The 25,366-nt window shown below is 39.8% G+C and carries 20 protein-coding genes and 2 pseudogenes; 10 read left to right on the plus strand and 12 right to left on the minus strand.

The window, feature by feature from the left end:
* The first annotated feature begins 57 nt into the window (after nt 1-57).
* The 4 genes from P20652_RS14575 (at nt 58) to P20652_RS14560 (ending at nt 2,846) form a co-directional block, all read left to right on the plus strand.
* A complete protein-coding gene (locus P20652_RS14575; RefSeq protein ID WP_033017122.1) occupies nt 58-672 on the plus strand; it encodes a SemiSWEET family transporter in 615 nt (204 codons plus the stop codon).
* 70 nt (nt 673-742) lie between these two features.
* The gene (locus P20652_RS14570; protein ID WP_008166372.1) at nt 743-1,567 is read left to right on the plus strand and encodes a hypothetical protein; all 825 of its coding nucleotides are present in this window, start codon (nt 743-745) and stop codon (nt 1,565-1,567) included.
* A complete protein-coding gene (locus tag P20652_RS14565; RefSeq protein ID WP_008166373.1) occupies nt 1,564-2,037 on the plus strand; it encodes a pilin in 474 nt (157 codons plus the stop codon). Before P20652_RS14570 ends, P20652_RS14565 begins: the two co-directional genes overlap by 4 nt.
* Nucleotides 2,038-2,057: 20 nt before the next feature.
* Nucleotides 2,058-2,846, plus strand: a complete 789-nt coding sequence (locus P20652_RS14560) for a PhzF family phenazine biosynthesis protein (RefSeq protein ID WP_008166374.1) — start codon at nt 2,058-2,060, stop codon at nt 2,844-2,846.
* A 69-nt stretch (nt 2,847-2,915) separates the two neighbouring features.
* On the opposite strand, the gene P20652_RS14555 is transcribed toward P20652_RS14560, so the two are convergent.
* Nucleotides 2,916-5,423: a zinc-dependent metalloprotease gene (locus P20652_RS14555; RefSeq protein WP_008166375.1), complete on the minus strand. Its 2,508-nt coding sequence runs from the start codon at nt 5,421-5,423 to the stop codon at nt 2,916-2,918.
* Between the two features lie 290 nt (nt 5,424-5,713).
* Here P20652_RS14555 and P20652_RS14550 point away from each other — a divergent pair.
* Both P20652_RS14550 and P20652_RS14545 read left to right on the plus strand, forming a co-directional pair.
* Nucleotides 5,714-6,891 (plus strand): annotated as a pseudogene (locus tag P20652_RS14550) (efflux RND transporter periplasmic adaptor subunit).
* A 14-nt stretch (nt 6,892-6,905) separates the two neighbouring features.
* Entirely contained in the window at nt 6,906-10,070 is a 3,165-nt protein-coding gene (locus P20652_RS14545) for an efflux RND transporter permease subunit (RefSeq protein ID WP_008166378.1), read from the plus strand.
* Between the two features lie 78 nt (nt 10,071-10,148).
* Here P20652_RS14545 and P20652_RS14540 read toward each other — a convergent pair whose 3' ends face one another.
* Nucleotides 10,149-10,601 (minus strand): cytochrome c, encoded by a 453-nt coding sequence (locus P20652_RS14540; RefSeq protein ID WP_008166379.1) that lies wholly within the window; start codon nt 10,599-10,601, stop codon nt 10,149-10,151.
* A gap of 92 nt (nt 10,602-10,693) precedes the next feature.
* Complete coding sequence (locus P20652_RS14535; RefSeq protein WP_008166380.1) at nt 10,694-11,164, minus strand: DUF2721 domain-containing protein; 471 nt, start codon at nt 11,162-11,164, stop codon at nt 10,694-10,696.
* Nucleotides 11,165-11,397: 233 nt separating this feature from the next.
* Between P20652_RS14535 and P20652_RS14530 the strand changes: the two genes are divergently transcribed.
* Both P20652_RS14530 and P20652_RS14525 read left to right on the plus strand, forming a co-directional pair.
* The gene (locus tag P20652_RS14530) at nt 11,398-14,868 is read left to right on the plus strand and encodes a S8 family serine peptidase (RefSeq protein ID WP_008166381.1); all 3,471 of its coding nucleotides are present in this window, start codon (nt 11,398-11,400) and stop codon (nt 14,866-14,868) included.
* Between the two features lie 135 nt (nt 14,869-15,003).
* Nucleotides 15,004-17,178, plus strand: coding sequence for a S9 family peptidase (locus P20652_RS14525; protein WP_008166382.1), 2,175 nt, complete (start codon nt 15,004-15,006; stop codon nt 17,176-17,178).
* A 43-nt stretch (nt 17,179-17,221) separates the two neighbouring features.
* Here P20652_RS14525 and P20652_RS14520 read toward each other — a convergent pair whose 3' ends face one another.
* The 4 genes from P20652_RS14520 to P20652_RS14505 form a co-directional block, all read right to left on the minus strand.
* On the minus strand, nt 17,222-18,709 hold the full coding sequence (locus P20652_RS14520; protein WP_008166383.1) for a cell wall metabolism sensor histidine kinase WalK: 1,488 nt from the start codon (nt 18,707-18,709) through the stop codon (nt 17,222-17,224).
* 10 nt (nt 18,710-18,719) lie between these two features.
* Nucleotides 18,720-19,445: a response regulator transcription factor gene (locus tag P20652_RS14515; RefSeq protein ID WP_008166384.1), complete on the minus strand. Its 726-nt coding sequence runs from the start codon at nt 19,443-19,445 to the stop codon at nt 18,720-18,722.
* Nucleotides 19,446-19,530: 85 nt separating this feature from the next.
* On the minus strand, nt 19,531-20,253 hold the full coding sequence (locus tag P20652_RS14510; protein WP_008166385.1) for a spondin domain-containing protein: 723 nt from the start codon (nt 20,251-20,253) through the stop codon (nt 19,531-19,533).
* A gap of 10 nt (nt 20,254-20,263) precedes the next feature.
* Nucleotides 20,264-20,965, minus strand: a complete 702-nt coding sequence (locus P20652_RS14505) for a spondin domain-containing protein (protein WP_008166386.1) — start codon at nt 20,963-20,965, stop codon at nt 20,264-20,266.
* Nucleotides 20,966-21,147: 182 nt separating this feature from the next.
* On the opposite strand from P20652_RS14505, the gene P20652_RS14500 reads away from it, so the two are divergent.
* Nucleotides 21,148-21,513, plus strand: coding sequence for a DUF4870 domain-containing protein (locus P20652_RS14500; protein WP_008166387.1), 366 nt, complete (start codon nt 21,148-21,150; stop codon nt 21,511-21,513).
* 65 nt (nt 21,514-21,578) lie between these two features.
* On the plus strand, nt 21,579-22,013 hold the full coding sequence (locus P20652_RS14495) for a YqaA family protein (RefSeq protein WP_008166388.1): 435 nt from the start codon (nt 21,579-21,581) through the stop codon (nt 22,011-22,013).
* A gap of 23 nt (nt 22,014-22,036) precedes the next feature.
* Here P20652_RS14495 and folX read toward each other — a convergent pair.
* The 5 genes and pseudogenes from folX to P20652_RS14475 form a co-directional block, all read right to left on the minus strand.
* Nucleotides 22,037-22,392 (minus strand): annotated as a pseudogene (gene folX / locus P20652_RS17485) (dihydroneopterin triphosphate 2'-epimerase).
* Nucleotides 22,393-22,395: 3 nt separating this feature from the next.
* On the minus strand, nt 22,396-22,950 hold the full coding sequence (gene folE, locus P20652_RS14490) for a GTP cyclohydrolase I FolE (RefSeq protein WP_007377310.1): 555 nt from the start codon (nt 22,948-22,950) through the stop codon (nt 22,396-22,398).
* Between the two features lie 24 nt (nt 22,951-22,974).
* Nucleotides 22,975-23,694 carry a dihydromonapterin reductase gene (gene folM / locus P20652_RS14485; protein WP_008166390.1) on the minus strand — a complete coding sequence of 240 codons (720 nt, stop codon included), beginning with the start codon at nt 23,692-23,694 and terminating at the stop codon, nt 22,975-22,977.
* A 133-nt stretch (nt 23,695-23,827) separates the two neighbouring features.
* On the minus strand, nt 23,828-24,658 hold the full coding sequence (gene nadE, locus P20652_RS14480; RefSeq protein WP_008166391.1) for an ammonia-dependent NAD(+) synthetase: 831 nt from the start codon (nt 24,656-24,658) through the stop codon (nt 23,828-23,830).
* Between the two features lie 68 nt (nt 24,659-24,726).
* Nucleotides 24,727-25,356 (minus strand): YceH family protein, encoded by a 630-nt coding sequence (locus P20652_RS14475; protein ID WP_008166392.1) that lies wholly within the window; start codon nt 25,354-25,356, stop codon nt 24,727-24,729.
* Between the last annotated feature and the right edge of the window lie 10 nt (nt 25,357-25,366).

Consider the following 25,366-nt stretch of genomic DNA (forward strand, 5'->3'; position numbering starts at 1 on the left):
TATTAAATGTTTTTATTTCCGTGTTTAATTAACATTTATGTAACGAGCGAGGTTGCTTTGGCGCATTATTTGCCTATATTGTCTTCATTTATTTTGGTTTTTAGTTTTTTACCATTACTAAACAAAATTCGGAAAAATCGTAGTGTTTCAGGTTTGTCACTATTAATGATGACATTTGGATTAGCACAAAGCCTTTATTTTATAACCTACAATATGTACTTTGAGCGCTATTATATTGCGTTACCATTTATTGTAACCGGTGCGTTAAGCGGGCTTATTTTATATTTTTTTGCACGTTTCAACGCAGCTAAACGAGAACGCCTACAGCTGGTTACTATGCTAGGTTTTTCGTTACTGCCTTTTTCACTGCTTTTAAATTCAAGCCTTGATACTGCAACGGTATTAAGCGCTTTAACGTATGTTGGTCTTGTGATGAGTTCGGTACGAGTTATGCCGCAAACTTATAAAACTCTGCGTACGGGTAATGTGAGTAATTTAAGTGCACGCTATTTTAGCTTGCAGTTTATTGCGGGTATTTGCGGATTATTTGTTGAGCTTTCAACCACTGCGCCTAGTACGGCACACTTACTTATGTTTGTTATGCTGTTACTAACTAATGCTGTGCAATTTGGTTGTATGCAGTACTATAAAATACGCCCTGTAATGGCTTAAAAACAAGCTACTTAAGTTCCTATTTAGCCTAATTTATGGCAAATTACTCTATCTAATAAAAGGATAAAGTATGAATTGGAATCAGTTTGGCTATATTTGCCGTGTTAATAGCTCTAAAACACTAAGTACAGGGCAAAAAGATGAGCTAAGTACACAGCCCCATTTAAATATGTATGCCAATAGCGGGTCGCATAGTAAATTAGCGCATAATCTGGTGACGCAAATTGCATCTCAAGATGAAGCAACATCGCAAAAGCAAGCTGCGTATTATCAATGTTTACCGGAATTAGTTAACGAATTTAAGTTTGAACACAAGGGCTGGCTTAGTTACTTAAGTATTGTATTTGTTATTTATGTTTTATCCTCTTTGTTGTATCAGTCTTTTGTTGTGCCTGCTTTTTTAGAAGTATATAGCGCACACACCATGTCTTTAAGTCATACATTTGATGATTACTTTACTTATTGGTATGTGCCAATCATTTTACTCGTTTTATTGCTGAGTATTATTTTTACCGTTATTTTAAAGCTTAAAAATGCGAGTGCTCTCACAGAGCTAAAGCCTTTTTCGGGTTTATTTAAAGTCCTCATTCCTCGCCAGTTAGTTAATAAATACAATTCTTTAATTTCAACATTACTCTTCCCAATTAATCACAAAGAGGGGAGCAAAGCTTCTATACCCCAAACCGAGCATTTAGCCAAATGCGAGTTATTAGGCTTAGAAACCCAAGAAGAATTTAAAGCGTTATTAAAGCAGCAGCTAAAATTATTTAATGCGCATATTAAAAGCTATATAAATAAGCTCGTTATTATTTATGGTTTAGTTATTGTTGTATCTATTTACCTGTTTGTTAAAGCGGCTTATCAACCACTATTTATGCTAGGAGAAGTACTATGAGAACAAAAGGATTTACGTTAATAGAGTTGATGGTGGTGGTGTCTATTATTGGTATTTTAGCTGCGGTTGCGCTACCTCAATATAGTCGATACATACAAAAAGCAGAGCTTGTTGATCCACTTGCAATGGCTGCTGTCATTCGAGAAGACGTTACGGTTTATTATCTTGAAAACAGGCGTTTTCCAGCAAGTAATGAACAAGCAGGTGTACCTGCAAGTGAATTTTTGATTGGCAATCGGGTAACGGGTATTACAGTTGATAATGGTGCTATTCATATTAGCTTGGGCAATAAAGCTTCACAGCCTTTGCAAAATACAGTTTTAACATTCAGACCCGCAGTTGTAACGGGAAGCCCTACAAGCCCAATTGCGTGGTTATGTGGGTTTGACAAACCGGTAACTGGCATGCAAGCGGTTGGCGAAAATAAAACAACAGTACCAAAAGAAATTTTACCTTCAGCGTGTATATAAAAGCAATTTAGGGGATTAAAGTGCAATTAACTATTCATCAAATTGATGCGTTTACGAATGTGTTATTTAAAGGTAATTACGCGGCAGTGATCCCACTAGAATCGTGGTTAAGTGACGATTTAATGCTAAAAATTGGAGCTGAAAATAACGTATCTGAAACGGCTTTTACCTGCCAGCAAGACGATGGCAGTTTTGTTATTCGCTGGTTTTCGCCGTTAATGGAAATCGACTTTTGTGGTCATGCCACACTTGCGGCTGCCTATGTTTTATGTGAAGAGCATAATATATCGCAAATTCGCTTTGTTGCTGATGCGGTGGGCGAGCTAATCGTTAATAAAAATGCTGATGGCAGCTTTGCAATGACCTTTCCTAAACAAGCACCGGTTGAAGTGCAAAATGTGCCGCAGCAATTGCTTGATGGCCTGTCTATACAACCGAGTAAAGTGCTTAAAAATCGCCAAGCTTACTTTGCTATTTACAAAAGCGCTGATCAAATACTTGAATTAAAAACTAACTCAGAGCTTTTAAAAACGCTTTACCCACTTGATGTAGTGGCCAGTGCTCCAAGTGCTGAATATGATTTTATATCTCGTTATTTTTGGCCTGCAAGCGGTGGCGACGAAGATTATGTAACGGGCTCAATTCATACTGGCTTGGCACCTTACTGGGCGCAGCAATTGGGTAAAACTACGTTAAGTGCTTATCAGGCTTCAAGCAGAGGCGGGCATTTAATTTGCAAAGTGGCTGATACAACCGTTACCTTAACGGGGCATGCTGTAAGGTATTTAAAAGGTACTGTTTATATCTGATCTGTGAAATTAGGTTAAAAAAAGGCCACGTAAATCGTGGCCTTGGTTTACTCAATTAGTAGAGGTATTTTACGCTTCTAACGCTTTTGCAATTAAGCGATCAATATATTTTTTATGCGCCTTGGTTGCTGTATCTGATCCCCAAGCAACACTTGTATCGGCAATTTGAGTTAGCTGATATAACGCCGCTGTTTTAGCTAGGTTATCGTATTTACTTGCTTTACCAAGGCCTGCAATTGCAATTAGCTGGTTCACATACTCAATTTGTAAGTTGTGGCTAATAGAATTTACGTCTTTGCTTTTAACAAAAATACTGGCTGTTAAATCTTGCATAAACTGAGTTAGGCTATATTCATTACCGTATAAAGCTGTGTCAGAAATACGCAGTAACACAGCAGGGTGTAATAGCTGTGCAAGTACAGATTTTTGCATGCCTAAAATCATTTGATGTGCTTTAGGGTCTTCATTTTTACCGTAGTGATTAAAGCCACGACGTTGCAGTTGAAGGTAGTTGTATAGAGGCTGCATGTTTTGTAGTACATCTGGTGCAAATACAAACTTGGCTAGTATATCCATTGCTTGTGTTTGACGCTCAAGCGATACCGGTGTAAATGGTTTATCTGCATTTGTATCACCCACTACAGCGCGCTCAACGTATACGCCACCAATCTGGCGAGAAACAACACCTGCTTGAGCTCGGTATTGACCAAATAAACTATTAGCAGAAGTAACAAGCTGTTGGTAAGACTCACCTTTAACTGTTGCTTTATCTTTTAGCTCAGTAAATAGTTTATTAATTAGCGCCATACGATCTGCGCCATAAGCTGCAGGGTTTGACGACAAATCACCAATCATTACACGAGGATCGATATGGCGACCTGGTGCGCGCATATCGTCGGCATCGTTACCAAAGGCAAGGGCGTGCTCACTTGAACGAGCAAGTATTTTATCAAGCCGAGCTTGCTCAGCCGCTTCATCTGCCAGTGCTACGCTATAACCGTAATTAATTGCCCAATCGTCATAAGGACCTGGTTTTGTTTGAAAAATATCACCTTGCTGCACACCAATTGGCGCAATGTTAGCCGGTGCATAATCCATAACAGAGCCGGTTACTATGCCTTGGGTTTTGTTTTTGTCGTGTACTTCTTTTTCATCCCACAAGATAGATGATTTCATGTTGTGGTTAAGACCTAAAGTATGGCCTACTTCGTGAAGTACCAATTGCGTTAAACCTTGGCGGAGCATTTCTTTGTCTTCAATCTTGTCGCCGCTAGCAAGGCCTTTTGCAAGCATTAGATTTTGTTGAATCTCATGCCCAAGAGAGCAATTTAGCTCGCCGGTATTTGTTGTTTCACCGTGGCTCATTGTTCCTTGAGTGAAAAGTGTGTCGTAAATCCAGCGGTTTTTCATAAACACAAACTCAAGCATAATGTCTGAGCCCAGTATTTCGCCAGTTAAAGGGTTGGCAAGTGCAGGACCGTACCCGCCAAATGGAGGTCTAGGTGATGAAGTCCAACGCAGTACGTTGTAATTAATATCGCCCGCATCCCAATCTGCATCATCTGGTTGTACTTTTACTTCTAATGCATTTTTAAAGCCTGCTTTTTCGAAAGAAGTGTTCCACGTTAAAACGGCGTCACGAATAGTATCGCGCCATTGGATAGGTGTGGTGTTTTCTATCCACCAAGTAATTGGTTTTACTGGCTCTGAAAGCGCTGCACTTGGGTCTTTCTTTTGTAGATCCCAACGTTTTATAACATCTTGATAAGGTGCCCAATCGGTAGATGTCATTTGATCGAATTGATTTGTGAAATAACCAATGCGAGCATCATCCATACGTGGTGCATAGTTGTTGCTAGGTAGAGCAACAAACGAGTGCTGCACTTTTACCGATACACTACGCGGATCGCTAACCGCATTTGAGCCACGTACTGTTGGGCTTGGGTTGGTAAACACATAATCAACAACCACGTCTAAGTTGTTAGGGTATGGGCGCTGTTTAATAATGCGTGATTTTTTATCGTCTAATTTGCCAACTTTAAAACGCTTTTTAGCATTTTTATCTTCTGGATTTGGCGTCGGCGATACTTTATGAAGTGCTTCGCTTAAAAATAATTTATTTACATTAAATGCTATTTTACCGTCTTCTTCTTTTTCAATTTTGATGCTTGCAAGTACAGCTTCACTAATATTGGCATCACTTGCTTTTGAAATGGCACTGTTTTCGTCAAATTTATAGCGAGGTGTTTTACTAATAATATCGATACGATCAAAGTATTTTCTAAATTCAATTAACTTAGTTTCACGGTACGAACCACGATAATGGCCAGCATCGGTAACGCCGTCAACAGTATGTGCAAAGTATACAAATGGCGTATTAAGTTGGGATTCGTTAATCACCATTAAATGCTCACCGGTTTTTTCGTCTTGATAGAGGTTAAATACACCAGCGAATTCGGTTTGCCCTTTAATCATTTCACTGAGTGTTTTTGACTCTTTTTCGTCTTTTTTATCGGATGCGAATGCATGGCCGCCAAGTGCTAAGCTAAGCGCAAGGGTAATAGTTGTTAATTTCATTATTTGATCTTTTTAATATTTGTTAATTTAATTAGACTGTACGTAAATTAATTTTATTTCGCACATCTTCGCGATGAAATTTAAAGGTTAATAGGTAATTGTTTGATATTAAAGGATAAAAATTTGTAACAAAATATAATGAATGAGATGAATAACAGGTTTTTTCTCTTTCATATGTGAAAGTCGTAGTAATCTTATGTGTAGTTGCAACAGTTGCTTACAAATGTCATCTTAATGTTTCATGTAGCTCTGGTATTATGAAGTTAATAGAAGTTTAGGGATAATAGGATATGCAAACAAATTTACTTAAATGGGTTTTTCCTTTTGTAGCGCTTGCCGTTGGTGTTGTTGGCTTTATGGGAATAAATGCCATTGCACAAGAGCCAGAAAAAAAGAAGTTATTGATACTCGTCCTACGGTACAAGTTGAACCCTTGGCCGCAAACAACCACCAAGTTATTATTAATAGCTATGGTGAAATAAAACCGCTTGAAAATACACAACTCTCGGCGCAGGTTTCGGGAGAGGTGCTAAGTTGGCACCCTAATTTTGTAGCCGGTGGCATTGTTGCTCGTGGCGAGACGTTGTTCACTATCGAAAAAGATAACTACGAAGCGGCAGTGCTTGTTGCAGAAGCTGAACTTGCACGTGCACAAGCAGGCTTAATAGAAGAGCAGGCTCAAGCACAAGTAGCCGAAGATGAAGCAAAGCGTTTTCCAAGTAAAGCGCGTACCGATTTATTTTTACGTAAACCACAGGTACTAAGTGCGCAGGCATCTGTTAAGTCAGCGCAAGCTGCAATAAAGCGTGCACAACGTGATTTAGCAAATTGTGATGTTACAGCCCCATACGACGCATTAGTTATTAGCCGAAATGTAGGTGTGGGCCAATATGTAACAATGGGGTCGCAAGTTGCGGAACTAAACAATATTGAAACGGCAGAAGTTATTATCCCGATCGCAGGGTTTGATAGCATCTTTTTGCCAGAGCGTGTTAAGGGTATTACCGCAACCGTTATCCAAAAAGGCCTAAACAGCTTTACTCGTGAAGGGGTTGTCGACCGTGATTTGGGTATCGTTGACAACGCTACCCGTATGAGTAGCTTAGTAGTGCGCATAGAAGACCCGTATGGTCTAAAAAACAAACAACCAGCCATTAAGTTTGGTAGCTACGTACAGATAAATTTTGCCGGTGCGATGCTAAATAATATTTACCGTTTGCCGCAAGAGTTAGTTAATAATCAAACCGTGTGGATTGTTAATGAAGATCAGCAGCTTGAGCCGCGTAAAGTAACGGTTATTCGTGAAGAGGGTGAGTATTTTTATATCAGTGATGGCTTGCAAGCAGATGATAAGTTAGTTATCACTTTGCCAGAATATCCGCAAAAAGGCATGGCTGTAAAAATCGCAGGTAATCAAGATACTAAAAAAATAGACGCACTTGAAAGTGCCTCCACTGAAAAATTATAAAGGTAGATTGAGTTATGAATAACACTGAACTACCAGTTACAGCGCCAAAAGCTGAAAAGCAAACAGGATTAATTGCTTACTTTGCTAATAACTCTGTTGCTGCCAATCTGATGATGTTTTTTATCATTGCAATGGGGATAATAAGTTACTTTACGATTCAGCGACAAATGTTCCCTAATATAGAAGTTAATTATATCAGTGTATCGGCCAATTATCCTGGGGCCTCACCACAAGAAATCGAAGAAAGTATATTAATAAAAATTGAAGAATCATTAAAAGATATAACAGAGATAAAAAAGGGTGTTTATCGCGCATTTAGAAATGGGGGAACGGCCAGCCTTGAAATAAACACCGATGCTGAGCTCACTGACGTGCTAGATAAGGTGAAATTGCGTGTTGATGGTATAGCTACTTTTCCGGCAGGAATGGAACCGGTCACCATAAGTCAGATTGAATTTAGGCAAGATGTAATTGGTATGACGCTTGTTGCCGACATACCGCTTACTGAACTTAAGCCCATTGCCAATCAGATTGAAGACGAGTTGTTACAGTTATCGAATGTATCTTTGGTTGTAAACGATGTACCGCTTGATGAAATTGCAATTGAAATAGAACCCGATACGTTGCGCCAATATAACTTAACTCTTAGCGATGTTATGAATGCAGTGCGCCGATATTCAGCTAATTTTTCGGCGGGGCAGTTAAAAACAGACGCGGGTGTTATTTCTGTACGCGTAGAAAATCAGTTTTACTCAGGTGAAGAGTTTAGGCAAATTCCGGTAAAAATAGGGGCTAATGGCGCTAAAGTTTTGCTGCAAGATATTGCCGTGATTAAAGATCAATTTACAGAAGGTGAGCGCTATTTTAAATTTAATGGTGAAAATGCGGTTTATTTATCGGTAAAAGCAACTGAAAATCAAAATATTATTCCGGTGGCTGACTCAGTAAAAGCGTATATTGATCAAAAAAATAAAACGTTACCTCTGGGAGTCCGTTTAGAGCCATTAATGGACTTTACCTACTACCTAAATGCACGTTTAGATATGATGAAAGCGAACCTATTTCAAGGTGCGATTTTAGTCGCAATTATGCTTTCGCTATTCTTGCGCTTTAAATTAGCACTTTGGGTAATGATTGGCTTACCTGTATGTTTTTTAGGGGCGATGATGTTGATGCCGTTGTTTGGTGTCACTATTAATATTGTGTCTTTGTTTGCATTTATTATGGTGCTAGGGATTGTGGTGGACGATGCCATTGTCATAGGCGAAAGTGCCTACACCGAAATAGAGAAAAAAGGTGGCGGCGTTGTTAACGTGGTTAATGGTGCAAAACGCGTAGCGACACCAGCTACTTTTGGTGTACTTACAACTATTGCTGTGTTTGCACCATTTACGCTCTCTAGTGGCCCTGAAAGTGCGTTCTTCTATGGTATTTCAGTGGTTGTTATTCTGTGCTTGATTTTTAGTCTTATTGAATCAAAATTAATTTTACCAGCACATATTGCGCATACTCATTTTCCACCTATTAATCCAGATGGCTGGCGTGCACGTTTTAATAACCGTTTTTTTGGCTTTGTTAATGGTCCTTACAAGCAATTTATAGTGAACTGCATAAAATGGCGCTGGACGGTTATGTTTGGTTTTATTGCGTTGTTAGTTTTAACTTTTGGTTTAATTTCATCTAATCAAGTTCGCATGATCCCTTCACCTAAGGTGCCTCACGACTTTCCTCAGATTAATGTAGAAATGAATGATAATGTATCTGACATTCAGACGATTAACGCGATACGTGAAATTGAAGCGATGGTGCTAGAGGTTGATAGACAAACAGAGCGTGAAGTAGGCCAAAAGATGGTGCGCGATTTATTGGTGTTTAACCAAGGCCGTACTGAGGCGCAATTACTCGCACCATTAGTAGATGAAGATTTGCGTCCTTATAATGCATTTGAGCTGTCTCGACGTTGGCGTGAAGCGATGCCTGATATTGCCGGTGTTAAATCATTAACTATCCAGGATGATGTTGGTGGCGGGGGTGGCGGCAGTGGCGGCGAGTTTGGTTACCTACTGTATGGCTCAGATATCGATACACTTAATGATGCGGGTCGTCGTTTTATACAGTTATTACAGCAGCAGGAAGGTTTGTTTGATATTAGCTCAACTATCGACCCCGCCAGTAAAGAAGTACAAATGAGTTTAAAGCCGGTTGCTTATGACTTAGGTTTAGATTTGGCGACAATAGCGAACCAAGTAGGTGCAAGCTTTTATGGTGGCGAAGCACAGCGTGTTATCCGAAACGGCGAAGAAGTACGCGTAATGGTACGTTACCCTAAGCTGACTCGCGAGGCATTTTCATCGCTTAAACACGCGGTTGTTACAACGCCACAAGGCAGAGAGGTTTTGTTAGGGGATGTGGTTAAGCTGACCGAAACACCGGGTATTAGCTATATTCGTCGTGAAGGTGGTTATCGTACGGTGTATGTTTATGGCAACATTGACGAGGAAGCAATCGAACCAAGTGAAGTGGTTAAACAAGTTAAAGAAAACTTACTTCCACAACTTCAAGAAGAATACCCAAGTGTTAAGTCTGAATTAGGTGGTGCAATAGAAGAGCAGCAAGCACAAGCAAGTGAGCAAAAATTGTTTTTTATTGGCGGTATGATTTTAGTTTACATATTATTGGCTGTACCACTTAAAAGTTATTCACAACCTTTAATTGTAATGTCCGTTATTCCATTTAGCCTAACAGGCGCAATTTGGGGGCACTTTTGGTTTGGTTTAGACATTAGTTTAATGTCAGGATTTGGGCTAATTGCTGCAGCTGGGGTAGTGATAAATGACTCCTTGGTAATGACTGACTTCATTAATCAGGCACGTCGCGCAGGGATTAGTACTAAAGATGCTGTGATAGAAGCGGGTTGTGCTCGTTTTAGACCAATATTGCTTACTTCAATTACTACATTTGCAGGTGTACTACCTATTATGTTTGAAACGAGCCTGCAGGCTAAGTTTGTAATACCGATGGCGGTAGCACTTGGCTTTGCAGTGATGTTTGCAACATTAATAACGCTTATATTGGTACCCTGTTTGTATATCATATTAGCTGATATTGGTGCGTTATTTAAAAGCACTTACCGACGTGCTTTTAAACGAGGAAGTGTAAAAGTTTCAGTTGATAGCTAGCATTTAATAAATGCTAAACAATAAAAAAGGACGGGGTGTTAAAACCCCGTCTTTTTAGTTTTTATGATGTTTTATTAATTAATCTTTAAATTGCTTATGGCAATCTTTACAGCCTTTAGCCCATGCGCCAAAAGCTTTACCAATTACGGCCTTATCGCCTGATTGAGCCGCTACTGCTAATTCATCTGCATATTGTTGAAATGCAGTTGCTTTTTTCATAAAAGTATCGTTTTCAGACCAAACTGCAGCTAGTGCAGCTGTGTCGCCTTTATCTGTTCCTTCGTAAAACGCTTCCCATGGCATTTTTGAAAGTGCAGCTGCGTTGTTAGCACGCATTTTAAATTGCTCTGCGTCAAAAGGTACTTTACCTTTTAGCATTGCGCCCATGTCACCAATTTGCACTGAGATCATTGAAAATGCACTTTGACGGTATTCAATCGCATCGCTTGGTTCTTTAAACGCAGAGTTTGCAGATACGCTTAGAGCGCATGTTGCTAGCGCTATTGTTGCTAATACTTTTTTTAATTTCATGTTTGCCCCTGTTGAAAATTGTAATTATAAATTTGATATCTTGTATCTAACATCGTATTTATTCAAGTGAATACGTAAGATTTAATTAGAGCTTAATCGTTTATATCTATGTCGGCAAATATCATTCCGCGACGCATGCTTCTAGTTGCTAAAAATACCTCGCCAAGTAATGACATAAATGCACATATCAATAATGCCATGGCAGCAACAAAACAGCTGGCAATGGTAACACCTAAATTAATAGACTGGATGTGTGATAAAAATAACAACATAACTACCGCGCATACAAGAAGTGCGCTTAATACACTTAAACTAAAAGCAATATGTATACATCGAGAACGTTTTAATAGGGCGCGCAGCTCTGTAGCGAGTGATTTATTAAAGTCCTCATCAGTACTCACTTTTAGTTTTCGCTCAAGTTGGCGTGCACGATCTGTTATGCGTGCTAAGCGGTTTGATAAAACTCCTAAGGTTGCAGCAATACCGGTAATTAAAAATACTGGGGCTACGGCTGTTTGAATAACTTTAGCCATAGTCAAAATGTTTATTACTTCGTTATTCATGTGATTCTCAAAGAAAAGTTAATGTTGTTTACATTAGTTCACAAAGGTGTATTTTTATTTATTATTTAAAATCAATGGCTTGTGTTTTTTTTTATTGTTTTCAACAATAAACGTCATTTTTTTGTAACCAAGCTGTTGCTAGGGGGGTTGTGAACGCTTTATATTCATAGATACGCCTTAATCATTTTGATTACTTCAAATACAATAATACATAACCTATCCAAGGGGAACTCATGGCTAATAATATAATAAAAAAAACGGCTATTGCTACGGCAGTATCAAGCGCGTTTATTGCGACTTTTGTTAACGCAGCTGATTTACCAAATGCAACAGTTAATTACAAACATGTAGAACAAGTTATAGAAGTAGCTGCAGACAAAAAAGAACCTTCAGCACATATGATTGTTTTAAAAACAGCAACATCTGTTGACGCTGTAACTGCGGGTACTTATCAAGCGTCAAGTAACCGTGAAATCACAGCGCAGGTTGAGCAGCTTCAAGACATTATGGCTGCTGAATTAAGTAATTTAGATTTTGATGCAAAAGTTATTGGTAGAACAAAGATTTTAGCTCCAACTTTAATCGTACAAGCAACCCCAGAAGCTTTAAAGCAGATAGCTAAAGATGATCGCGTTGCAAAAGTATTACCTATGTTTGACCGTGAACTTCACGTTGCAGCAAGCTCTGATTACATCAACGCTAAACCATTAATTACTGATGGTATTGTAAGCGGTAAAGGTCAGCGTGTTGCAGTACTAGATACAGGTATTGACTATACTCACGCAGCATTTGGTGGTGACGGTACTGTTGAGGCTTATCTTGCTGCACAAGCAGATCCAACAACGGTTGCATGGCCGCAAGGTGTTGTACAAGGTGGTTATGACTTTATTCGTGATGATGCGGATCCAATTGAAAATGACGCTGCAAATTCACCATCTACAGGTGATGCAACAAATCATGGTACATCATCTGCAAACTCTGTAAACGGTATTGCACCAGATGTAGAGCTATATGCATATTCTGTATGTGGTGGTGGTTGTCCAAGTGCTGCTCAAGCTGCGGCACTAGAAGCTGCAATGGATCCAAATGGCGATGGTGATATTTCAGACCGTGTAGATGTAATGAATATGTCACTAGGTGGTGAGTTTGGCGATACATATACAGGTGGTGGTGCACAATACCTAATTCAACGTGCTGTTGAGCTTGGCGTTAACATGGTGATTTCAGCAGGTAACGATGGTGATAACCCATTCCGTGTTGGTGGTCCAAGTACAACACCTAATGCATTATCTGTAGGTGCAATGACACACCCAACAACTGAAGTTGGCATTGCAAGTGGTACGGTTGCCGGTGTTGAAGGCGATATTCAAGTATCAGGATTTGGTCCACAAGGCGACTTTACTATATCAGGTGCTGATATTGATTTAGTTTACCCAAGTGCCAACCAAAACGGCTGTGATGCATTTGCAGACGATGTTGATTTTACAGATAAAGCTGTATTAATTGACCGTGGTGCCTGTGCATTTACTCAAAAAGTATTAAATGCACAAGCTAAAGGCGCAGAATTTGTATTTATTGCAAATAACGTTGACGATGGAACACCAGCGCCAATGGGTGGCTTTGATGCTGACGTTACGATTAAAAACGTAGGGATTAATTTCGCTGCAGGTGCAGCATTAAAAGCGCAGCTAGAAGCTGGCGGCCCAGCGACTTTTGATATTAGTGTTGAGATTAAAACGACAGCTGGCGCGGTTGCGACATTCTCATCGCGTGGTCCTTCAATGGATGGCTTATTAAAACCAGAAATAACAGCACCTGGAACGAGTATTGATGTTGCTGCTGCAGGAACGCAAACAGGCACAAACCCTGTATCGGGTACGTCTTTCTCAGGTCCAATTACAGCTGGCGCAGTTGCTATGATCCGTGAGGCTCATCCTAATCGTAACGCGTTTGAGATTAAAGCAACAATCATGAATGCGGCAAATCTTGAAGTAACAAACGAGCCATTGGCTATTAATCCAGATTCAGATCTTGCGCCTATTAGTATGATTGGTGCTGGTTTAGTTGATGTGACTAAAGCGGTTAACTTACCGGTTGCAGCATGGGTACACAATGCCGAGTTTGATACAAAACAAGCTGCGCTTTCTTACGGTTTAGTGAGTCTTGCAGAAGCTGGTTCAATCACTAAAACAGTCACTGTGAAAAACTTCTCTGCTGAAGCTAAAACATACAGCCTTCGTACAGAGGCTCGTTACAAAATCGATGTAGATTCTGGAGCGGTAAGCTGGGATTTCCCTGAGTCAGTAACAATACCAGCAGGTCAAGCTGTAAACTTTGACATAACAATGATAGTTGATCCTAGCAAGCTACCTACATGGGAATTAGAAAACCCATTCAGTGCTGATGAAATTGCTGCTCGAAGCGCTGCGCTTACATCAATTGAGTTTGATGGTGCGTTAGTATTTGATGATGCGTCAACAGAGACAACTCATGATTTACACGTTGTTTATCATGCAATGCCAAAAGCGGCAACAGAGCTAAGCTATACTGCTGAACTGATTGACAATGAAGTTGCACTCGTACTTGAAAATACAGGTCAAACTGAAATCACTCCTCAAGCTGAAAGCATTATTGCGGTAGGCACAGAGAAGACAATTGAAGAGGCAGAATATAACATTCTGTCGAGCTCATTCTCTGCATTTGGTGCTGACTTCTGTGATTCAGGTATTTACATCACATCATCAATTCAACTACGTGACCCGCTAACGCACACTTTCCAAGCAGGCTACAGAGTTGAAATAGATACAGATAATGATGGCGTTGCGGATCAGTTTTTACAAAACTTAAATGACCGTGGACGTACAACGGCGTCACCGGGTCGTAGCCGTACATTAATTGGTACTACAGATGGTGCTGGCAACGATGCTTGGGCATGGGGTACACCACTTCTTCATTCAGCAGGCGAAGATACTATTACATTTACCGGTTGTTCTGAGCTAATGAACATTGATAGTACGTTACTTGGTCAGCCAATGAACTTTAGAGTATCTGTGGGTTACCCAAGCTACCAATCAGGTGTTTTCTCTGAGACAGACAGTGTAACGGGCTCAGTGGTATTTGGTGTTCAACCAGAGGTTCAAATGACTTCGCTTGAAACTGGCGAAGCTGTTGCATCACTTCTACCTGGTGAAAAAGCAATGGTATCTGCAAGCGGTCCATTTGTTTTATCTCAAGGTTCTGGCACTAACATCATCAAGGCAATGACAAGCGAAGAGCTTACATTACCAGCTATTGAAGCGCCTATCTTAATTGGTGGAGAATTTTCAGTCTCTGAAGATGCAGTGAGCGGCACAGTAGTCGGTACACTTACAATTGAAGATGCCGAGTTTGATTTAGCGGTTTCTGAGTACTATGTTCAATCAAACACAAATATAGGTTTAAGTGTTGATGAGCAAGGTCAAGTTGTTGTTGCTGATACAGCTATGTTAGCAGGCAATACAGTTGCTGAAATGGAAGTTGTTGCAATTGATATTCGCGGCAATGTATCTGAACCAGCAATGGTTACTGTTACTATCAATGAAGTTGTTGCTCCAATTCCAACAGTTGTACCTGAGACAGTTAAGAAGAGTTCTTCAGGCTCACTAGCTTGGTTAACACTGCTTGTTGCGCCTTTCGCATTTATGCGTCGTCGCAAGCAAAAGTAAACTGAAAAAACTTTGTAAGTACTAAATAAAGGGAGCTTCGGCTCCCTTTTTACATAGCTTCACAAACTAAATCACATCTCTCGTTAATTTTAGGTATATTTAACTAACAAACAAAAATAATAAGGATTTTGCCTGATGACACGTACTCCCTTTGCACTCGCTGCACTCTCGCTCGCTATTTTAAGTGGTTGTAATAAAGCCCCTGAAAATACTCAAAAAAACACTGTTCAAGTTGAGTCAGCTCAAGTAGTAACCGCGTTTGCACCTATTGCTAAAAAAGTACCCCATGAAATGACAATTCATGGCGATACACGTATCGATAATTACTATTGGCTACGTGATGACGAACGCAAAGCACCTGAGATCATTAACTACTTAGAAGCAGAAAATGCGTATTCTGAAGCTATGCTCGCACATACTAAAACACTGCAAAGTAGTTTGTTTGAAGAGCTTAAAGGGCGAATCCAAAAAGATGATGACTCTGTTCCAGTAAAAAACGGAGAGTACTATTACTCGTCGCAAACTCGCGGCGATAACGAGTACACTACTTACTTACGCAGTAGCGATTTTGCAGGCACTGATCAGGACGTTATTTTAGACGTAAATGAATTAGCTAAAGGTCATGATTATTATGCAGTGAGTGGCTTAGATGTAAGTCCAAATGGCAATTTAATGGCTTATGGCGAAGATACTGTTAGCCGTCGTATTTATAGTATAAAAATAAAAGATTTAACAACCGGTAAATTACTCGAAGACACACTTGAGGGCACTAACGGTGGCATTGTGTGGGCAAACGATAATAAAACGGTTTACTACATTAAAAAAGATTTACAAACTCTACTAGGTTATCAAGTGTATCGTCATACATTAGGTACATCGCAAGCTGATGATGAGCTAATTTACGAAGAAACTGATACCAGTTACTACATGGGTATGAGTAAAAGCAAAGATGAGTCAGAGATTTATATTTGGCACAGTAGCACGGCTGCATCAGGCGTATCTGTATTAAGTGCTGATGATACTAAGGCAATGCCTAAACGCTTAATTGAGCGCGAAGCAGGGCTTGAATATGATATTTCGAAGCTAGGGAATACTTACTATATTGTCACTAATTTAAATGCCGTAAACTTTCAGCTAATGAAAGTCGATATTGATAAAGCCGGTGATAAAGCAAATTGGCAAAGTGTGATCCCAGCGCGTGATGATATTAAACTCGAAGGCATTGATTTATTTAATGACTACTTAGTTTACCAAGAGCGTGAAATGGGCCAATCAAAATTGATTGCGCGCAATTTAAAAACAGGTAAAGAGCTACCACTTAGCTTTAACGATAGTGCGTATACAATTAACGCCTACGGTAATAACGAGCTCGATAGCAGCACGTTACGTGTTTACTACACAAGCATGACCACACCGGGTTCTTCGTACGATGTAGATTTAGCGACTGGCGATAAAACGCTTCTTAAGCAACAAGTTGTATTAGGTGATTTTGATGCTGACAATTACGCCTCAGAGCGTATTTTTGTAACCGCTCGCGACGGCGTAAAAGTACCGGTTAGTTTGGTTTATAGAAAAGAGCTATTTAAAAAAGATGGCACTAACCCGCTACTGCAATATGGTTATGGCTCGTATGGTGCAACCATGGATCCAACTTTCTCAAGCTCACGTTTGAGCTTGTTAGATCGTGGTTTTGTATTTGCAATTGCGCATGTACGTGGCTCGCAAATGCTAGGTCGTCCGTGGTACGAAGACGGCAAGCTACTCACTAAAAAGAATACGTTTAATGACTTTGTTGACGTAACTAAGTCATTGGTTTCTCAAAAGTATGGTGCAAAAGATGAAATATTTGCGTTAGGCGGCAGTGCTGGTGGCTTATTAATGGGCGCAGTAGCAAACCAAGCGCCCGAGCTTTATAAAGGCATGGTTGCTGCGGTACCGTTTGTAGATGTAGTAACAACGATGCTTGATGCGAGCATTCCGCTTACAACAAATGAATACGGCGAATGGGGTAATCCAAACGAAAAAGCGTATTACGATTACATGTTGTCTTACTCGCCATACGACCAAGTATCTAAGCAAGCATATCCTAATATGCTAGTTACGACTGGTTTGCACGATTCACAAGTTCAATACTTTGAACCGGCAAAATGGGTTGCTAAGCTACGAGACTATAAAACTGATAACAATAAGTTACTGTTTAAAATAGATATGGAAGCAGGGCACGGCGGCGCATCGGGTCGCTTTAAACGCTTAGAAGATACCGCGCTAAACTATGCATTTATGCTTGATTTAGCGGGTATTAAAAAGTAATTAATTTATATATTTAAAATAAACAAAAAATGTAAGGTGCTTTTTAAGAAAGCACCTTTTTTTGTGGCAAATTAAAGCTAAACATAGTGCCTTTACCAATTTCACTTTGTACGTGAATTTCGCTATCCATCAGTTTTAATAACCCTCTGCAAATAGCCAATCCTAAACCACCTTGCTGGCGCCCCTCTTTATTAGAATTACTTGCTTGGTAATGTGGGTCAAAAATAGCATTCAGCTCATCTTCTTTTATACCTACACCAGTGTCTGATACGTGCACAAATAGTTGATTATCGTTACTGCGTTTTACATGTACTGCAATGCTGCCGCCGCGAGGCGTATGCCTAATTGCATTATCAATTAAGTTACTTAACACGCGCTCTAATTTGGCTATATCGGCAACCACAGGAAAATCACAAATCGCGGGTTCGACCGACAAACTAATACCTTTTTTATCAACGGCTAAACTAAACTTTGCCATGCAATCGTAAATGAGCTCACCTAAATTAAAGGTTTCTTTATTTATACTTATTTCGCCATTTTCTAAGTGAGCAAGCTCAAATATTTGCTCTATGAGTAGCTTTAATTGCCCGCAATTATTAAGCGATACCTGTAAGTATTCTTGCTGCTCTTGTTTACTTAGTTGCTCGCCCGACTGGTTTAATACTTCTAAAAATCCTTGCAAGGAAGCAAGGGGTGTACGAAGGTCGTGCGATAGATGAGTCAGTAACTCTTTACGTTGTTTATCGCCTTGCTCAAGCTCTTTAAATTGCTCATTAATACGGGTAAGCATGGCTTGAATACTTCGCCCTAAACTATGCACTTCGTTACTTTTTTGTGTTGAGTAGTTACTTAGCTTGGTGTCGGTAAGGCTGTAGTTAGCGGCTTCAATATTACTAACATCGCGTGCTAAACGCTGAATTGGATTGGTAAAAAAGCGTAGCAAAATTAGCATCGCAATAAATAAAAATGAAAGTGCAGAGCCAAGCCATAAAGCGGCTAGCCATAACTTGTCATTATTTTTTACAGTGCTAAGTGAGGTGTCGTAAGCTTCGCCACCAATAATTACATATAAATAGCCTTGTAGCTTATCTTGATTAAATACTGGCGCGGCTGAAAATATTTTTTGTTGCTCTTTATTGCGAGGATTATCACCATAAATAGGTGCAGCGCTTGGGTCGTTAATCAGTCTTTTTAAAGGCGTTAAACTAATATGCGTGCGTTTAACTTTACCTGGCTTTGCTGAGTAAGTAAGAATTTTTCCGGTTTCGTCTACAAAATAAAATTCAAACGCCGGGCCTAATAACATTAAGGTATGAAAGAGGTTTTCAAGCGCTTTATAGTCATAAACTCCTTCTTTTATTAGTGGGTTATCTTGTACTAAATGTTCCGCTAACGCTAAGTGCAGATTTTGTTCAGCATGGTGTTTTGAAGTCAGTTCTAATTGCTTACTCCAGCCGTAAACAAGGGCGCAAATAAAACAAAAAATTACGACGAGCGATATAGCTAATTTTTGATACAAAGATAATTTCATAATAGGTGTCTTAATTTAGTTGGCTAGGGTTTAGTTTGTAACCAACCCCCCAAACGGTTTCGATAATAGGCGCTTGTTGGTGTTCTTCTAGCTTGGCACGTAAGCGGTTTATATGTGAATTAACCGTGTGCTCATAGCCGCTGTGTTGGTAACCCCATACTTTATCGAGTAACTGCTGACGACTAAAAACATGATTAGGATGGCGTGCAAAGTAAACGAGTAAATCAAATTCGGTGGCGGTAAGGTTAAGGGCTTGTTTGCCTAAATACACTTGGTGCGAACTAAATTCTATGTTTAGTGAGCCTACATTGAGTTTTTGTTCGCTATCAACGGGGGAGTTGTCATTGTTTTGACTAGCGAGTAGTTGTGCTCTGTGGCGTAATTGGGTTTTTACTCTGGCTTGCAATTCGCGTGCAAAAAAGGGTTTGCAAATATAATCATCAGCGCCCATTTCAAGACCAATTACTCTGTCCATATCGCTACTAAGCGCGGTGAGTAAAATTACGGAGGTAGTTGGGTAGTGTTCTTTTATTTTTCGGCATAAGCTCAAACCATCCATTAGGGGTAAGTTTATATCGAGTAGAATCAGCCCGTAGGAATGCTTAGCTATCTTTTTTAGTGCAAGTTCTGCACTTACTACATGATCAACATGTAAGTTAAGTGAAGTAAGTTGTGTGGTAATTAATTTACCTATTTCTCTGTCGTCTTCTACTACTAATATTTTTTCGTGACGCATGTATTACCTCGTAAAAAGGGGGGCATCCGTGCTCCCTTACTTCCCCATTACAAGCTGGTATATCAAGGTGATACTGATAAACGAATTACTGAGTACGGGTAATAACAACTTTTGCTAATGGGTTATCAAATTTATGCTCAGGGCTAAGCACTGAACTCGATAAGCCATCTTCATTTGTCACTACACCAGGGTGCCTTGCTACAAAATCAACATCATCACGAGTTTCATTAAAGCCTTCTCCGCCATCAGCAGGACCGGGTATCGTACCAGCTGCTTCTGTATTTGCTTCAGTACCTGCATCATAAGCAACGGTAGTGCGAGTTAAAGAGTCGCCTACAGCTAATGCAGATACATCTAAAGCACTAAGACCGGTAAATCCATCATTTGTATTCACCATCATTGTTGCCAATGATAGTTTAAGTTCAGCAAGTGAATCTGTTGTTAATGTAATTGTAGTGCTTGCACCTGGTCCAACAGGCCCTTCGCTTGATGCGTTGGCAATGGCGTTTTCTAATACAAGCAATTGGCTATTATCACCGCCTTCAGCCATTGTTTCTAATGCAACCGATGCCGCGCTACCTATTTGCCAAAGTGTGCCTTCGGTATGTGCAATAACGGCAACTGGCGATAATGGCTGACCAGCTGTTAAGTTACTCACGGTCACATCAAATGTATAACTTACAGGTGTTGGCGCAGGAGGTGTAACAACTTGTTCAGGTTCGTTACTATCGTTATCGCCACAGGCTGCAAGTGAGGCTGCAAGTGCTACAACCACGATACTTTTTTTAAGGTTATTTAAAGATGCCATGATAATGCTCCTACTTAACCGTAACGGTTAGCTTTGCTACAGGGTTTAACCATCTGTGAACTGTATTGCTTAAATCGCTATTACCTGCAGTTAAATCATCATCACCTAAATTGCCTGGGTGTATATGCACGTTAACATTGCTATCAGTGCTTGTTAAACCAGCACCACCAGTACCTGCATTACCACCAGGGGCTGCAGGAATGCCTGGTGTACCTGGTGCACCAGAACCTTCAACAACTAACTCATTATTTTGTTCTGTGCCTGCATCGTATGCATTTAAATAAACAGTGTAGGTACCCGCTTCGGTTGGTATTTTCCAGCTATCAAGGCCAACAAAGCCATCGTTAGTAGGAAGTAACATAGCGGTTACCGATAAGTAATCGTTACCATCGGTCGTCGTTAGTGTTGTCATGGTTGATGCCGATGGTGCTAATAAACCTTCAGCTGGGTTTGCAGCCATGTCGCTACCAGCTGCAGTTGCTTGCGCTACAAGTTCTGCAATATTGCCGCCTTCAGCCATTGTTTGTAATGCGGTAGAAGCTTCAGTTGCAACTTCAAAAAGCTTGTCTTCACTGTCGTGTGCTGTAACAAGTAATGGGGTGAAGTGAATACCTTGGGTTAGGTTGGTTATTGTTAGGTCTAACTCTGCAGCCATAGTTGATTGGCTAGCTGCCGCTAAAAGAGTTGCAAGTGTTAATGTTGAAGCTTTCATTTTTATTTCCTGTAAGTGATGATTCGTGGTAAGTATTGAATAATCGTCTCCAGAAACTCTCACAAACTTATCACTTTTTTATCACAGAAATTTAGGCTGTGATTTTTGTGAATAAATACGTCAGTAAATTTGTATATCTGTGTATAATTAAACCACATAATAAAAAATTAAAGGAATGTGTAATGGAAGAAAATCAACAGGTTAAAGTAGTAAATAAAGATGAACGTACGTGGGCGATGTTATGTCATTTAAGCGCATTTGCTGGATTTTTAGTGCCGTTTGGGTCAGTACTTGGGCCATTAATTATTTGGTTGATTAAAAAAGATGAAATGCAAATGGTTAATGAGCACGGTAAAAAAGCGCTGAACTTTCAAATAACCATGGCCATTGCTTACATTATTTGTTTTGTGTTGATGTTTGTTGTGATCGGTGTGATTTTATTTCCTATTGTGGCTATTTTTGCTTTTGTGATGGTGGTTTTAGCGAGTATAAAAGCGAATGAAGGCAAAGAGTTTAATTACCCACTGAGTTTAAATTTGATAAAATAAACGCCCCGTTTGTTTATAACAACCCAGCTTAATGCTGGGTTTTTACCTTTTCCTGCAAGGTTATTATGCTTTATTTCACGCTATTTGTTAGCGCATTTATATCTGCCACATTATTGCCCAGCTCATCTGAAGTGATTATGGTGGGGATGATTTCTCAAAATACAGTAAACCTTTGGCTTTTATGGTGTGTTGCAACGCTTGGTAATGTTTTAGGCAGTTGTGTTAACTATTGGTTGGGTACGCAAGTATTACGCTTTAAAGATAAAAAATGGTTTCCGGTATCACAAAGTGGGCTTGATAGCGCCCAAAAGCAATTTAATAAATACGGCGTGTTTAGTTTGTTGTTTGCTTGGTTACCTATTGTAGGCGATCCGCTAACGGTGATTGGGGGGATATTTAAGGTACGATTTAGCTTATTTTTATTATTAGTAACACTTGGCAAGGGCGCACGCTATTTAGCGGTAATTGCCCTTGCCGTGGGAATAGAAACCTTTATTTAGGCGTAACTAAAACACAATGCAGATTACTTAGTCCAATCAAGCGTTAACGATACCGAGTCGGCAAAGCGAAGTGCATGCGGTTTATCTACACGCGCTTTTGCGTAATGTACACTTGGGTGTGAATGACAAACCGCAAGAATTTCAGCTACTAACTTTTCAAGTAATAAAAAATGCCCTTGCTCAACTAAGCTAATGACTTCTTTGGTAATTACTTTGTAATTGAGTGCTTGGTCTACTTCATCGGTTTTGCATGCGTTGTCAGCGGGGTAGTGAATCTCTAAGTTAATCACTACATCCTGTTTTTTTCCCGTTCTTCAGGGTTAAAACCAATAAACGTACGCAGGCGTAAGTTAGTGACATTAATAATTGCGTTGGCCATAGGTTACCCTTTTATAAGCTGCAAAAATTCGTTACGCGTTTTAGGATCGCTTCTAAAGTTACCTAACATAACTGATGTACGCATACTTGAATTTTGTTTTTCTACACCACGCATCATCATACACATGTGTTTTGCTTCAACAATAACGCCTACGCCCTTAGCGCCAGTAACTTCTTCAACTGCTTTGGCGATTTGATGCGTTAGCTGTTCTTGAATTTGAAAACGGCGTGAAAACATGTCAACAATACGTGCAAATTTAGACAGACCTAATACTTTACCGTTTGGAATATAAGCAATATGGCAACGGCCAATAAAAGGCAGTAAATGGTGTTCACACATAGAGTAAAGTTCTATATCTTGCACTAAAACCATGTCGTCAGCGTCAGACGTAAATACCGCTTTATTCGTTATCTCGTCAAGGGTTTGACGATACCCTTGTGTTAAATATTCCATTGCTTTTGCTGCGCGTTTTGGCGTATCAAGTAAACCTTCACGATTAGCGTCTTCGCCTACAGCGGTGATGATTTTTTGGTAACTTTCTTTTAATTCATTATGCATAAATATCTCAGTTTATTAGCTTATTTACTTTAAATGACGACCGCCATCAACAGGTAAAGAACGCCCTGTGATGTAGTGGCTCTGTAGTAGTAAATCAATGCTATTGATAATTTCTTGGCATCCGGGTTCAATGCCCATTAATGATTTTTTAAGGGTTTTAGCGCGGTATTGCTCATCGTCATGTTCATTAAAAATAATGAGTGATGGAGCAACCGAGTTTACTTTTATGTTTGGCGCATATTTAGCGCTAAACGATTTAGTTAGGTTATCAAGTGCTGCTTTACTTGCTGCATAAGCTAAGTGCTTAGGGCTGCCTGTTTCAACTACATAATCAGTCAGATGAATAATATCGGCAGGTACTTTGGCACTTTGCTGATAGTTTAAAAGCAGCTCAGCGCACATTAGATTAATTAAATACGGTGTTTTGGCATGTATACGCATCATGTTATCGAACAGTGTTGCAAAGTCAGGGTTGTTAGCTTCGCAGTCCCAACTTGATGCATTGTGAACAACAGCCCGCAGCGATGTTGTGTGCTCTTTAAGCGTATTTATAAATGCACTTATACCGTCATCGGTACTAAAATCGGCATAAATACATACCGCGCCTTGTTGCTCTAATTTATCAACAGCGTTATGGCGAGTACGATAGGTAATGATAACAGCCTGCCCCTGGGCTATATAGTGCTGAGCAAGCGCTAAACCAATTCGTTGGCCTGCACCAGTAATTAAAATAGGCGATGTCATAAAATGCAGTAATCTCTTTGGCAGGTTGTTGATGGATATTAGTATGTTAATTGAAATATACGTAGTATCTTAATTGGTCGATCAAAAAAGCAATTAATCAAAATGGTGTTAATTGCTTTTTATCTACTTAATATTAATCGTAAATTGTTGGTATTGGTTGGCGCTTATGTTGCGTGCGCTGATATATAGCAATCAACGTTTGCTCAACCTCTTGCGAGACTGGTTTACCTTCTAAAAAGTCATCAATTTGCTCATAGCTTAAACCAAGAGCTTCTTCATCTGTTAAGCCTGGGCGGTCACTTTCTAAATCGGCTGTTGGTGCTTTTTCTACTAACAAAGCTGGCGCACCGAGTACAGTTGCAAGTGCACGAACTTGGCGTTTTGATAAACCAAATAAAGGCGCTAAATCGCACGCGCCGTCACCAAATTTGGTATAAAAACCAGTAATGTTTTCAGCACTATGATCGGTACCCACGACTAAGCCTTGGCAAAAACCTGCAATTTCGTACTGAGCAACCATACGTTGACGCGCTTTAACATTACCTTTAATAAAATCTATTTGAGCTTGTTCAGGTAATACTTCACCACAGCCAACTACTGCAGCTATCGCTTGCTCATGGAGTGCATCAACAGCAGGTTGCACGTTTACGGTCATACGTTTACTTGGCTGAATAAAATCAACCGCCATTTGCGCTTCATCTTCGTCGGCTTGTACACCATAAGGTAGGCGCACAGCAATAAACTGATATTTGTCAGTATCTTGCTCTTTGTTTAGCTCGTTTACGGCAAGTTGACATAAACGGCCGCAGGTTGATGAATCAACACCACCGCTAATACCCAGTACTAACGAGCGTGAATGAGCTGCTACCAAACGTGTTTTAATAAAATCAACTCGGCGAGTTATCTCAGCATTTACATCAATCGTTGGCTGAACCTTCATTTCAGCCATAATTTCGGTGCGCATTGCCAGCTCCTTATAAAATTTAATATGTGATACGCAATAAACTTATTATGTGATTTAGTTGTACTTAATTAAAGTTTTAAATGAGCTTTTATTTGGCGAAGCTCTGCTTTTAATTCTTCGACTTCTGCCAGTAAATCACTTAACTCTTTATCTTTAATTACTTCGCTTGGTAGAGCAACAAAGGTGTCGGCGGGACTATTTTGTTGTTCGCCAAATAAATGAATATATCGGCTGTCGCGCTTACCTGCTTCTCGCTCTAATTTTCTTACGTACTCGCCATCAATCAGTTTATTGAGCGCTGTTTCTACTTCATTTACGTTATTAAAATCAGCAAGCCTAGCGCTGCGGGTTTTTAATTCACCTGGGGTTTGGGCACCACGTAAAAGTAGTAGGCAAACAATGGCACGTTGTTGATCAGAAAACTGCAAATGACTAAATTGTGTGTTACAAAAACGATGGTCGTATTTATTTACGCGACCTGAAAGTCCTTCATCTATTGTGACCAAGCGCATTTCTATTAGTTCGTCGAGTGCGTTTTGCACATCAGTTTCACAAAGATCAAGTACAGGATCGCGACTAGATTTTTGGTTGCACGCATTCATTAGCCCGTTTAACGACAAAGGATAATGCTCTGGCGTTGTGCTTTGTTTTTCTAATAAGCAACCAAGAATACGTTGTTGATTTGCTGATAACTGCATAAATAATCTC

Origin of the sequence: Pseudoalteromonas sp. BSi20652, from assembly GCF_000239855.1 — a bacterium.
Lineage (GTDB): Bacteria > Pseudomonadota > Gammaproteobacteria > Enterobacterales > Alteromonadaceae > Pseudoalteromonas.

What these genes read in the sequence shown, in the direction of transcription:
- P20652_RS14570 (WP_008166372.1), top strand. Translation starts at nt 743, where the DNA reads ATGAATTGGAATCAGTTTGGCTATATTTGCCGTGTTAATAGCTCTAAA.
- P20652_RS14565 (WP_008166373.1), top strand. Translation starts at nt 1,564, where the DNA reads ATGAGAACAAAAGGATTTACGTTAATAGAGTTGATGGTGGTGGTGTCT.
- P20652_RS14555 (WP_008166375.1), bottom strand. Translation starts at nt 5,423, where the DNA reads ATGAAATTAACAACTATTACCCTTGCGCTTAGCTTAGCACTTGGCGGC.
- P20652_RS14545 (WP_008166378.1), top strand. Translation starts at nt 6,906, where the DNA reads ATGAATAACACTGAACTACCAGTTACAGCGCCAAAAGCTGAAAAGCAA.
- P20652_RS14540 (WP_008166379.1), bottom strand. Translation starts at nt 10,601, where the DNA reads ATGAAATTAAAAAAAGTATTAGCAACAATAGCGCTAGCAACATGCGCT.
- P20652_RS14535 (WP_008166380.1), bottom strand. Translation starts at nt 11,164, where the DNA reads ATGAATAACGAAGTAATAAACATTTTGACTATGGCTAAAGTTATTCAA.
- P20652_RS14530 (WP_008166381.1), top strand. Translation starts at nt 11,398, where the DNA reads ATGGCTAATAATATAATAAAAAAAACGGCTATTGCTACGGCAGTATCA.
- P20652_RS14525 (WP_008166382.1), top strand. Translation starts at nt 15,004, where the DNA reads ATGACACGTACTCCCTTTGCACTCGCTGCACTCTCGCTCGCTATTTTA.
- P20652_RS14520 (WP_008166383.1), bottom strand. Translation starts at nt 18,709, where the DNA reads ATGAAATTATCTTTGTATCAAAAATTAGCTATATCGCTCGTCGTAATT.
- P20652_RS14515 (WP_008166384.1), bottom strand. Translation starts at nt 19,445, where the DNA reads ATGCGTCACGAAAAAATATTAGTAGTAGAAGACGACAGAGAAATAGGT.
- P20652_RS14510 (WP_008166385.1), bottom strand. Translation starts at nt 20,253, where the DNA reads ATGGCATCTTTAAATAACCTTAAAAAAAGTATCGTGGTTGTAGCACTT.
- P20652_RS14505 (WP_008166386.1), bottom strand. Translation starts at nt 20,965, where the DNA reads ATGAAAGCTTCAACATTAACACTTGCAACTCTTTTAGCGGCAGCTAGC.
- P20652_RS14500 (WP_008166387.1), top strand. Translation starts at nt 21,148, where the DNA reads ATGGAAGAAAATCAACAGGTTAAAGTAGTAAATAAAGATGAACGTACG.
- P20652_RS14495 (WP_008166388.1), top strand. Translation starts at nt 21,579, where the DNA reads ATGCTTTATTTCACGCTATTTGTTAGCGCATTTATATCTGCCACATTA.
- folE (WP_007377310.1), bottom strand. Translation starts at nt 22,950, where the DNA reads ATGCATAATGAATTAAAAGAAAGTTACCAAAAAATCATCACCGCTGTA.
- folM (WP_008166390.1), bottom strand. Translation starts at nt 23,694, where the DNA reads ATGACATCGCCTATTTTAATTACTGGTGCAGGCCAACGAATTGGTTTA.
- nadE (WP_008166391.1), bottom strand. Translation starts at nt 24,658, where the DNA reads ATGCGCACCGAAATTATGGCTGAAATGAAGGTTCAGCCAACGATTGAT.
- P20652_RS14475 (WP_008166392.1), bottom strand. Translation starts at nt 25,356, where the DNA reads ATGCAGTTATCAGCAAATCAACAACGTATTCTTGGTTGCTTATTAGAA.